Genomic DNA, 10942 nt, shown 5'->3' on the forward strand with positions numbered 1-10942 from the left:
GTGCGAGGACGCCATGACACGTGTGCCGGGAATGCGAGAGGCGCTTCGACGCGCCAGCATCGCCGGCGCCGCCCTGGCCATGTTGAGTGCGCTCGCGCTCGCCGGCTCCTTTGCGTCAGCAGAGGAAGATAAGGCATCTGACCGGGGATTCGCATCGAGTCCGGTGGGTGTCGAAGGGGTGGAGGGCGACCGAGAGCTGGCCGACGGCGACGACGAGTTGCCCGCCGCCCAGGCCGCGAAACCGCCGGGCGCCTTCGCGCCGCGGGCCCGCCCGCGTGAGGACGCCGGCGTGACCCAGTTCGTGCCGATGGAGCGCAGCCGCGGCCCACCGCCGGACGCCGCTGTCAACGAGATGCCGAGTGAGAGCGGCTTATGGGGCCTCCACCCGTACCCCAAAACGGGTGACATTAACACGGTATTACTTGAGCTCCGCTCACTTTCGGGAGTAGACACGGCGTTGTGGCACGGGAACCCGAACCCCGGCCACTGGAACGGGGCAATGGTGCCCCGCCTTCCATCGGAATCGGGCCTGCCTCAGCGTCTCGACGCTCCGTTGGAGGGATCCGCCGTGTTGACCTTGCCCCAGCCCCACTCGCCGCTACCGCAGAAGCGGCGGCAATCCCGCCGACGTCTCGTCATCGCCGTCATCGCCACCGTCGCCGTCGCACTCGGGGGAAGCATCACCCAGAACGCGCTGCCGGCCCAGGCCGCGGCGACGGACACGAACCCCTCCTTCCGCATCATCGAGGAGGACCTGGCATTCATCCTGCGCCAGATCCAGCTCGCCGAGGCCCACGCGGCCGGCGGGGCGCTGCTCTGCGACGACGTCACCGACGTCAGCGGCAAGTGCGTGCCCTCTCCCGCCCTGCCGATGGGCCTGCGCACCGTCGACGGCTCGTTCAACAACCTGGTCGCCGGCCAACAGGAGTACGGCGCCGCAGACCGCGTCTTCCCGAAGCTGCTGCCGCAGGAGTGGCGCCAGGCCGACCCCGCGCCGGCGGCCGCCCCGCCGCAGACCGGCGACACCAGCGCCTGCGCAGACCCGGCATCCACCTGCTACGCCATGAACGACGGGTTCGTCTACGACTCCGAGCCGCGCACCATCAGCAACCTGATCGTCGACCAGACCCGGGCCAACCCGGCAGCGCTGAACGCCGCGGTGAACACGCCGGGGTCGACAGAAGACCTGGCAACGGGGCGGCTGTTCATTCCGAACACCTCGCCCGACGAGGGGCTGTCGGCCCCGTTCAACACCTGGCTTGGCTTCTTCGGCCAGTTCTTCGACCACGGCCTCGACCTGGTGAACAAGGGCGAGAACGGCACCATCGTGGTGCCGCTGCAACCGGACGACCCGCTCTACGTCGCCGGCAGCCGCACGAACTTCCTGACGCTGACGCGGGCGACCCGCTTCAACGAGGCGGGGGAGAAAGACCCGAACGGCACCTCGCACAACAACCAGACCACGCCGTTCGTCGACCAGAACCAGACATACACCTCGCACCCGTCGCACCAGGTCTTCCTCCGTGAGTACCAGCTGATCGACGGCAAGCCGGTTGACACCGGGCGGCTGCTTGACGGGCTGCAGCCCGACGGCTCGCGGGCCGGCCTGGCCACCTGGAACGACATCAAGAGCCAGGCCCAGACGGTGCTGGGCATCAACCTCACAGACGCCGACGTGCTCGACGTGCCGCTGCTGGCGACCGACCTCTACGGCAACTTCCTGCCCGGCGCGAACGGCCTGCCGGTGCTCGTCACCCTCGCCGGCCCGGTGGAGGGCAGCATCCAGGCGCCCATCTCGACGGCGGATGCCGCAGGCACCGGCCACGCCTTCCTGGACGACATCGCCCACGGTGCCACGCCGAGCGTCGCCTTGGACGCCAACGGCGACCCCGTGCGCGACGCCAGCGGCGAGCTCGTGCTCACCGGATACGACAACGTCATCCTCGGCGAGCACTTCGCCACCGGCGACGGCCGCGGCAACGAGAACATCGGCCTGACCGCGGTGCACCACGTGTTCCACTCCGAGCACAACCGCATGATCGGCGAGATCGAATCGCTGCTGAACAAGCCGGCGAACGCCGAACTGAAGAAGGCCTATCTCGGCGAGGCGAACAGCTGGCCGACCCTGCGCGAGAGCGACCGACTCCCGGGCGCGGAGGCCGACGACTGGAGCTACCAACAGCGCCTCTTCCAGGCCGCGCGTTTCGTCACCGAGATGCAGTACCAGCACCTCGTTTTCGAGGAGTACGCCCGCACGATCCAGCCGTCCATCGACGCCATCGTCTTCAACGAGAACGGCTACGACGGCACCATCGACCCGGCCATCGTGGCCGAGTTCGCCCACGTCGTCTATCGTTTCGGCCACTCCATGATGACCGATGACGTCGCGCGCAGAGACTTCGGCACGAGCAACGTGCCCCTGCTCGACGGCTTCCTGAACCCACGCAGCTTCGACAACGACGGTGCACTCTCGCCCGATGAGGCAGCCGGCTCGATCGTGAACGGCACGACCGACCAGGTCGCCAACCAGATCGACGAGTTCATCGTCGACACGCTGCGCAACAACCTGCTCGGGCTGCCGCTCGACCTGGCCACCATCAACCTGATGCGCGCCAGGGATGCCGGTGTGCCGTCGTTGCAGACAGCGAGGCAGACCTTGTACGCCGCCAGCGGTGACTCGGTGCTCCGTCCCTACGAGAACTGGGTCGACTTCGGCCTGAACCTCAAGACCGGCGACAACTTCGGTCGCACCGGCAGCAACGCCTCACTGGTGAACTTCGTCGCGGCCTACGGCCAGCACCCCAGCGTGCAGAACGCCACGACGACGCTCGCCAAACGGACGGCCGCCGAACTGCTCGTGAACGGCACGCCGGCCCCGGTCGCGCTGTCGGCCCGCTTCGGCGGCACAGACCGCTTCGACACCGCCGCGCTGCTCAGCCGCTCGAACTTTGAGCCAGGCGTGGCGAAAGCCTACGTCGCTGTCGGCATGGACTTCCCCGACGCCCTCGCCGGTGGGCCAGCCGCCGCACTGGCCGGTGCCCCGATCCTGCTCACCCGCAGCGGAGAGCTGCCGCGGGCGACGGCCGCGGAACTGGCCAGGCTCCAACCGCAGAGCATCGTTGTTCTGGGCAGTGACGGTGTGGTGGGCCCCGAGGTTTTCGAGGCACTACGCGCCTTCACCCCCGGGAGCATCAGCCGGATTGCCGGAGCCGACCGCTACGAGACGGCTGCCGCCGTGAGCGCGGCCACCTTCAGCCGCACGGGCGGGGTCGCCTACGTGGCCACCGGCATGAACTTCCCTGATGCCCTGGCGGCATCCGCCGCCGCGGGCTCCAGCGGTTCCGCCGACGGGGCGGGCCCCGTGCTGCTCGTGCGGGGCGACTCGATTCCGCCGTCGACCGCGAAAGAGCTGGCCAGGCTGAAGCCGGCCAAGATCGTCGTACTCGGCAGCGCAGGGGTCGTCTCGGCATCCATCGCCGCCGACCTCAAGAAGTTCGCAAGCGGCTCAGTGGTGCGGGTGTCAGGCGCCGACCGCTACGGCACGGCCATTGAGAACAGCCGCGCGTCGCTGCCGAAGGGCGCGAAGACGGCCTACATCGCGACCGGGGCGAACTTCCCGGATGCGCTGGCGGCCGCCCCCGTCGCCGCGGCCAACAACGCGCCGCTGCTGCTCGTGCCGACCGCGAAGCTGCTGCCGGCGGTGGAGGCGGAACTGCGCCGCCTCGGCGTCACCAAAGTCGTCGTGCTCGGCAGCGACGCGGTCGTGAACGTCTCGGTGCAGGCAGACGTGGAGGCCGCGATCGACCCCAACATCGTCGCCCCGGACGACCGGCTCGAGTTCATGAACGGTGTCGGCACCTGGGCCGCGGATGCCGGGGGCGTCGACCCCACCGGCCTCGGCGACATCGACATGTGGGTCGGCGGGCTCGCCGAGACACTCAACCCCTTCGGCGGAATGCTCGGCTCGACGTTCAACGTCGTCTTCGAGCGGCAACTCGAGAACCTGCAGTTCGGCGATCGCTTCTACTACCTGTTCCGCAACCAGGGCCAGCAGATGTTCGCGGCGCTGGAGGCCAGCTCGTTCTCCGACCTGATCAAGCGCAACACGGCCGCCACCGACCTGCCAGCGAACATCTTCTCGGTGCAGGACCCGATGATCGACCTGGATGCCGTCCCGAACCCGCTGCCGGCCAGCCTGGCCAAGTTCTCGCAGATGCTCGACGGCACCTATCGGTGGGCGGGCGACGAGCACATCGAGATCCACGGCACAGAGGCCGAGGACAGGATGCGCGGCGGCCAGGGCGACGACTCGTTGTTCGGCAACGGCGGCAACGACCGGATCGAGGGCGGCGACGGCAACGACCTGCTGCTCGGCAACAGCGGCGACGACATCCTCACCGACAGCTTCGGCGACGACAACCTCAAGGGCGGCCTCGGCAACGACGCCCTGGACGGCGGACCCGGAGTCAACCTGCTGTTCGGCAGCCACGGCGACGACTACCTGGTCTCCGGCGGCGACACCGACAACACCAGCTTCGCCGGAACCGGCGACGACATCACGGTCGGCGGCGCCGGGCGGATGATCGTCTTCGGCGGCGAGGGCAACGACTGGGTCGAGGGCGGCAAGCACGGCGACCTGCTGCAGGGTGACAACGGCAACCAGTTCCAGAACGACACGACAGGAGGCGCTGACGTCGTCATCGGCGGCAGCGGCAACGACGATGTGGAGGGCGAGGGCGGCGACGATGTGCTTGTCGGCCAGGCCCTCGGCACCGACCGCTACCTCGGCAACCTCGGCTTCGACTGGCTGACCTACTACGGCACCACGATGCCGGTCACGGCCGACATGATGGTCAACCGCCTCACCGCGCCGGGCGCGGTCGCGGTGCGGGCCCGCTTCGACCAGCTGGAGGCGCTCTCCGGCGGCTCCGGCAACGACACCCTGCGGGGCTCCCGCAAGCTGCCCGACGAGTACCGCGACACGGATGCCGTGCTCGAGAAGGCCACGGAGGCCAGCCTCGACCTGGTGGACGGCCTCGAGGCGCTGCTGCGCCCAGGGGGAGCGCACGAGGACTACGCGCTGCGCTTCATGGAGAACCCGCTCGCCCTGGACAGCGACGGCGTCAGCAACATCCTGATCGGTGGCGCGGGTGACGACACCATCGAGGGGCGCGAGGGCGATGACTTCCTCGACGGCGACGCCTACCTGCGCACGCAGCTGGTGCACCTGCCGACCGGCCAGAAGTTCGACAGCGCGCGCCAGCTGCACGCCGCGATATTCGCCGGCCAGATCAACCCGGGCGACATCGACATCGAGCGGGCCATCGAGGTCGACCAGGCGGCGGCAGACTCCGTCGACACGGTGGTGTACCTCGGCAGCATCACCGAGTACTCCATCACCGAGACGGTGCCGGGCTCCGGCTACTACCGGGTGCTGCACAGCGGCGCGGCCGAGCCGGAGGAGAGCGAGGGCTCGGACATCGTGCGCAACTTCGAGCGGGTGCAGTTCAGTGACGGATGCTTCGAGTTCGCCACCGGGGCCGCCTGCGTCGCCGAGGGGGCCGTGGAGCTGACCTACGAGGCGCCGCTGGCCGAGGACAAGCCGGTGACGGCGACGATCCGCGGCCTCGGCGGGGCTCCGTTCGACACCACCGGCGTCAGCAACGTGCGCTACCACTGGTACGCGGGCGAGCCGGGTGACGGCAACGACATCGGCGAGTGGGAGCTCCTGACGAGCACCGGGCCGAACGCTGGCACGATGACCGAGAGCAGCTGGCCGGTCACGGATGCCGCGGCTGGCTCGGTTCTGCGGGTCGTGGTCAACTACACCGGGACGGACGGCCGGGTGCGGGCGATCGTCTCAGAGACCACGCCAGACACGGTGGCCAACGTGAACGATGTGCCGTCGGCGGTCGTGCTGCGCACGGCCGAGGGGCTGCATGTGGGGGCAGGGATCCTCGCCCAGCCCTTCACCGACGGGGACGGCCTGGCGGAGGCGGCCGAGTCCGGCATCGTCTACGAGTGGCAGCGCTCGTTGGATGGCTTCGCCAGCCACGAGGTGATCGCCGGGGCCGGCGGCACCGCCTACCTGCTGCAGACGGCAGACATCGGCGCCGGCATCCGTGTCGTTGTGCGCTACACCGATGACCTCGGCACGGCCGAGGTGAACACGTCGGAGGCGGTCGGCCCGGTCACGGAACTGCCGCCGGTGCCGGCTCCGTAGGGGGAGCCGGCACCGGGGAATAATCACCGGGGAGTGGGCACCGGGGAGCGGGTCCCGGGAAACGGTGAGGGGCGCGGCCGGTGGCCGCGCCCCTCACCCTTCTGCCGCGGAATGCCTAACGGGCCGCGCCCGCGAGGGTGCCCGTCGTCTGCGCTTCCGGATCGTAGATCATGCAGGTGACGAGGCGGTCGCCGCGCCGCTCCCAGCTCTCCTGTGTCGGAGTGATCGGGTAGAAGTCGAGCAGGGAGTCTTGATAGTCAATGCCCGCGAACGTGGAGAACTGCTCGAAACACGCGTCGAATGACTGTTCCGAGATGGCGTCATCGCCGGGGTATTCGTCGCCGGCAAACGTGTGCTCGAAATACGCCTCCTCGTCGTGCGCCTCGCCGCAGGGCACGACGGGGACCTCATAGGCGATCTCGTCGGTGATCTCGTTCATGCAGTCACCCACCATGAGGGTGAAGACGTCGGCCTGGCCGGACTCGACGACCTCCTGTGTTTCCGCATCACGGACGGGGGCCCTCGCCGAGTCGATGACCGCCTGCAGCACGGCACAGCCGCTCAGCGTGAAGGCCAGAATGGCGGCTGCGGCGACGGCGCCGAGACGACGGGCGATGCGGCCTCGGCTGGGTGCACTCACGGCGCGCCTCCTGCTACTTCAGTGCGTCGAGCACGGCGTCGTGCAGCAGCCCGTTGCTGGCCAGAGCGTTGCCGTGCCAGGGGCCGGGCTCACCGGTCACCGAGCTGAAGCGGCCGCCGGCCTCCTCGATGATCGGAACGAGCGCCGCCAGGTCGTAGGGCTTCACGTCGAACTCGCCGGCCACGTCGATCAGGCCCTCTGCGAGCAGCATGTACGACCACATGTCGCCGTAGGCGCGGTCGCGCCAGACGGCACGGGTCAGCTCGATGAGCTTCTCCAGGTAGCCGGCCTCGTCCCACTGGGCGATGCTGTTGAAGCTGATCGAGGCGTCGGCGAGCTCCTGCACTCCGCTCACCCGCAGGCGGCGCGGTTCGCTCTCGCCCTCCTGGATGAATGCCCCGCCGCCGGATGCCGCCCACCAGCGCGAGTTCATCGCGGGGGCGCTGACGACGCCGAGCACGGGGTGGCCGTCGATGCTGAGCGAGATGAGCGTGGCCCAGACCGGCACCCCGCGTAGGAAGTTGGCGGTGCCATCGATCGGGTCGATGATCCACTGGCGGGTGCTCTCACCCTCTGTGCCGTACTCCTCACCGAGGATGCCGTCCTCGGGGCGAGCCTCGGCGATGCGCGCGCGGATGGCCCGCTCGACGGCCTGGTCGGCATCCGTCACGAAGGTGCGGTCCGGCTTCGTCGAGATCTCAAGATCATTCGAGCGGAACCGGTCTAACGAGATCGCGTCGGCGATGTCGGCCAGTTCGTGGGCGAGGCTGAGGTCAAGCGCCAGAGGCGAGTTCGCTGCTGAATTCACGGATTCAGCCTATCGGCGAGGGCAGAACGGCCGTTCCGACACTCCCGGGATAAGTCGATTCGCCATGTCGGAAATCCGATGGTAATGTTTTATCTCGGCCCGGGAAGCGCAAAACGGGCCAAGATACGCACCTCTAGCTCAATCGGCAGAGCAACTGACTCTTAATCAGTGGGTTCTCGGTTCAAGTCCGAGGGGGTGCACCACCAAAACCCCGGTCTCGCACGAGACCGGGGTTTTTTGTTTAAGAAGTTTGCTGTTCGTCGCGCGGCGGAAGCTCCTGCAAAGCCCAACTGTTGCCGTCCGGGTCGGAGAAGTACACGAATCGGCCCCACGGCTGCGGGTCGATGTCGCTGGTGGTCACACCGCGCCCGCGTAGCTCGGCCATCGCGGTGTCGGCGCTCTGCACCACAATCTGCACGCCCTTCTGCGAGCCGGGCGTCATCTCGGTGATGCCGTCACCGAGCACGATGGAGCAGGCGGAGCCCGGCGGCGTCAGCTGCACGAAGCGCAGCCCCTCGCGCACCACGATGTCGTAGTCGTCGTTGAAGCCGACTTGGTCGACGTAGAACGCCTTCGCGCGGTCAACATCGGTGACGGGGATGGCCACCAGTTCGATCTTCCAGTCCATGAGACCGACCTCTCTGCTCTGAAACGTGCATCCGCCTTTCAGGCTAGGCGTCAGAGCGCCCGAACGACAGGGTCAGTCGTCGAAACCGCGGGCGATGAGGGCGTCGCCGAGCGCTTCTGCGCTCTGCAGCGAGCGCACGATCACCGGCACGGCGAGCGAGAGCAACGAGCCCTGGGTACCGCGGGCCTTGCGCGCCTCGAACACCTCGGCGACGATCGCCGCGATGACCGGGATCGAGCGGATCGTGAGCGCCAGCAGCAGCCCGATCCTGTCTGTGTCGACCCATCGCCGGAACGGCCAGAGCAGCTTCTCGCAGGCGTCGAGCACCGCGCTCACGGTCGTCGTGAGCGTGAACAGGGCGGCGAAGAACACGGCGATGAGCAGCCGCCCCGCCATCATCGTGGCGCTCTGCCAGTCGGCGAAGAGCAGTTGCAGCGGCACGGCGATCGCCAGCACCCAGAGAACGGGCGCGACCTGGCCCCACACCGCCCGGAACGGAAGCCGGGCGACCGCCGCGAGCAGGATGCCGAGCGCGAGCACGGCGCCCACCTGCCACGGCTCGTCGAAGGCAACCGCCAGTCCGATGAGCAGCGAGAGCAGCGCCAGCTTGAGCAGGGCGGGGGCCCGGTGCAGCAGCGAGGTGCCGGGATGGTAGAGGCCGATCACGTTTTCCAGAGTAATTGGCGGGGGAGGAGCGCGAATTGGATGCGGCGACAAAATGTCGCCCGAACTCTTGGCCGGTCGGCTCAGCGCCCGGGCATTTCCCGCCCGCGGAACGCTTCTGCCGCCCAGATCAGGGCCAGATGGCTGAGCGCCTGCGGGGTGTTGCCTGCCTGGTGCCCGGCGGCCCTGTCGTATTCCTCCGAGAGCAGTCCGACGTCGTTGCCGAGGGCGACGAGCGCGCTCATCAGTGCATGCGCCTCCTCGTAGCGGCCGGTCTTGGCATACTGCTCGACCAACCAGAACGAGCACGCCACGAAGTGGTTCTCACCGCTCGGCAGGCCGTCGACCGTGCCACGGGTGCGGTAGCGCAGCAGCAGGCTGTCCACCAGAAGGTCCTGCTCGATCGCGGCCACCGTTCCGAGCATCCGCGGGTCATCCGGCTCGCAGAACCCCACCTGTGGCAGCGCCAGCAGGGCGGCGTCGACCTCTTCGCTGCCGAAGAACTGCGTGTAGGAGTTGCGTGCCACGCTGAAGCCGCGCTCCTCGATGTCTTGCCGCACCGTGTCGCGCAGCGCGGTCCAGCGCACCAGCGGGCCCTCCAGGCCGAATTCGGTGATCGCCCGCACGGCGCGGTCGAAGGCGGCCCAGACCATGACCCGGGAGTGGGTGAAGGCCCGGGCCGGGCCGCGCATCTCCCAGATGCCCTGGTCAGGTTTCTGCCAGTTCTGCTCGAGGAACGCCATCAGCGCCCGCTGCAGCGGCCAACTGAAATCCGTCTCGGGCACGCCAGCCTCGCGGGCGGCGTGCAGTGCCACCATGACCTCGCCGATCACGTCGGACTGGAACTGGGATACCGCGGCGTTGCCCACCCGCACCGGGCCGGAGTCACGGTACCCGGGCAGTGAGGTGAGGACGCGCTCCGGCAGCTCGCGCTCACCGGCCATGCCGTACATGATCTGCACGTCACCGGGGTCGCCGGCGATGGCGCGCATTAACCAGCCGCGCCACGCCTCAGCCTCCTGTTCGTAGCCCTGGCCGAGCAGCACCTTGAGGCTGAGCGATGCATCGCGCAGCCAGACATAGCGGTAGTCCCAATTGCGGGAGCCGCCGGCCTGTTCCGGCAGCGACGTCGTGGCCGCCGCCGCGATGCCGCCCGTCTCCTGGTTGGTGAGGGCGCGCAGGATCAGCATCGAGCGCACCACCGCCTCGTGGAACGGCCCCTCATGGCTGCAACTGCTCGCCCAGGAGGCCCACCACTCGGCGGTGCGGGCGAAATTCTCGCTGACGTTCAGCGGCTCGGGGATCGGGCGGTGCGAGGGGTACCAGTTGAGCTGCATCTCCACCTCCTCGCCGGCGGCCACCGTGAAGTCGGCGACGTGCTTGCGGCCGGCAGCGTGCATTCGTGGGCCACGGATGACGCAGGCATCCGGCCCGGCGACCGCGATCAGCCCGTGCGCATGCCCGTTCGACTCCGCACCGTTCCCTGGCTGTGCATCGTGCTGTCGCAGCTCGTGGCCCTGCCCATTCTGGCCGTGCTGGGCGCGTGACCCCTTCATCTGGCGCATCCACGGCACGGAGGACGCGTAGCCGAAACGCACCCGCAGATCCGCGTGCATCTCGACGCTGCCGCTGATGCCGCGCACCCAGCGCACAATGTCGGAACGATCGGTGCCGTGCGGCATGAAATCGCGCACCTCGACCTGCCCGGTCGACGTCGTCCACACCGTCGACAGGATGAACGTGTCGGCCACATACGAACGCACTGCCCTGGCATCCGGATCGCTGGGCGCCAGACGCCAACGGCCGTGCTCCTCGTTGCCGAGGAGCGCCCCGAACATCGACGCGGAGTCGAAGCGTGGCAGACAGAGCCAGTCGATGCTGCCGTCCAGGCCGACGAGGGCACCGGATTGGCAGTCGCTGATCAGCGCATAGTCCTCAATATTGAGTGCCATGGGCTCATCCTGACAGCTACGGTGGGGG

Annotated in this window: 6 protein-coding genes and 1 tRNA gene; 2 read left to right on the forward strand and 5 right to left on the reverse strand. The window is 68.6% G+C overall.

Features of this window, described 5'->3' with window-relative positions:
- Nucleotides 1-13: 13 nt before the first annotated feature.
- Complete coding sequence (locus AWU67_RS03405; RefSeq protein ID WP_129586623.1) at nucleotides 14-6223, forward strand: peroxidase family protein; 6210 nt, start codon at nucleotides 14-16, stop codon at nucleotides 6221-6223.
- A gap of 115 nt (nucleotides 6224-6338) precedes the next feature.
- On the opposite strand, the gene AWU67_RS03410 is transcribed toward AWU67_RS03405, so the two are convergent.
- On the reverse strand, nucleotides 6339-6863 hold the full coding sequence (locus AWU67_RS03410) for a septum formation family protein (RefSeq protein WP_067226760.1): 525 nt from the start codon (nucleotides 6861-6863) through the stop codon (nucleotides 6339-6341).
- Between the two features lie 13 nt (nucleotides 6864-6876).
- Complete coding sequence (gene hisN, locus AWU67_RS03415) at nucleotides 6877-7671, reverse strand: histidinol-phosphatase (RefSeq protein WP_067226761.1); 795 nt, start codon at nucleotides 7669-7671, stop codon at nucleotides 6877-6879.
- Nucleotides 7672-7798: 127 nt separating this feature from the next.
- Here hisN and AWU67_RS03420 point away from each other — a divergent pair.
- A tRNA-Lys gene (locus tag AWU67_RS03420) sits at nucleotides 7799-7874 on the forward strand.
- Nucleotides 7875-7912: 38 nt separating this feature from the next.
- On the opposite strand, the gene AWU67_RS03425 is transcribed toward AWU67_RS03420, so the two are convergent.
- The 3 genes from AWU67_RS03425 to AWU67_RS03435 form a co-directional block, all read right to left on the reverse strand.
- The gene (locus AWU67_RS03425) at nucleotides 7913-8299 is read right to left on the reverse strand and encodes a VOC family protein (protein WP_067226762.1); all 387 of its coding nucleotides are present in this window, start codon (nucleotides 8297-8299) and stop codon (nucleotides 7913-7915) included.
- Between the two features lie 72 nt (nucleotides 8300-8371).
- Nucleotides 8372-8965, reverse strand: a complete 594-nt coding sequence (locus AWU67_RS03430; RefSeq protein WP_067226763.1) for an energy-coupling factor transporter transmembrane component T family protein — start codon at nucleotides 8963-8965, stop codon at nucleotides 8372-8374.
- 80 nt (nucleotides 8966-9045) lie between these two features.
- Nucleotides 9046-10914 carry a glycoside hydrolase family 15 protein gene (locus AWU67_RS03435; RefSeq protein WP_067226764.1) on the reverse strand — a complete coding sequence of 623 codons (1869 nt, stop codon included), beginning with the start codon at nucleotides 10912-10914 and terminating at the stop codon, nucleotides 9046-9048.
- Nucleotides 10915-10942 lie beyond the last annotated feature (28 nt).

It is taken from the genome of Microterricola viridarii (assembly GCF_001542775.1).
GTDB lineage: Bacteria > Actinomycetota > Actinomycetes > Actinomycetales > Microbacteriaceae > Microterricola > Microterricola viridarii_A.

Excerpts from the sequence above, each read along its gene's own strand:
- AWU67_RS03405 (WP_129586623.1), top strand. The coding sequence starts at position 14 with ATGACACGTGTGCCGGGAATGCGAGAGGCGCTTCGACGCGCCAGCATC.
- AWU67_RS03425 (WP_067226762.1), bottom strand. The coding sequence starts at position 8,299 with ATGGACTGGAAGATCGAACTGGTGGCCATCCCCGTCACCGATGTTGAC.
- AWU67_RS03435 (WP_067226764.1), bottom strand. The coding sequence starts at position 10,914 with ATGGCACTCAATATTGAGGACTATGCGCTGATCAGCGACTGCCAATCC.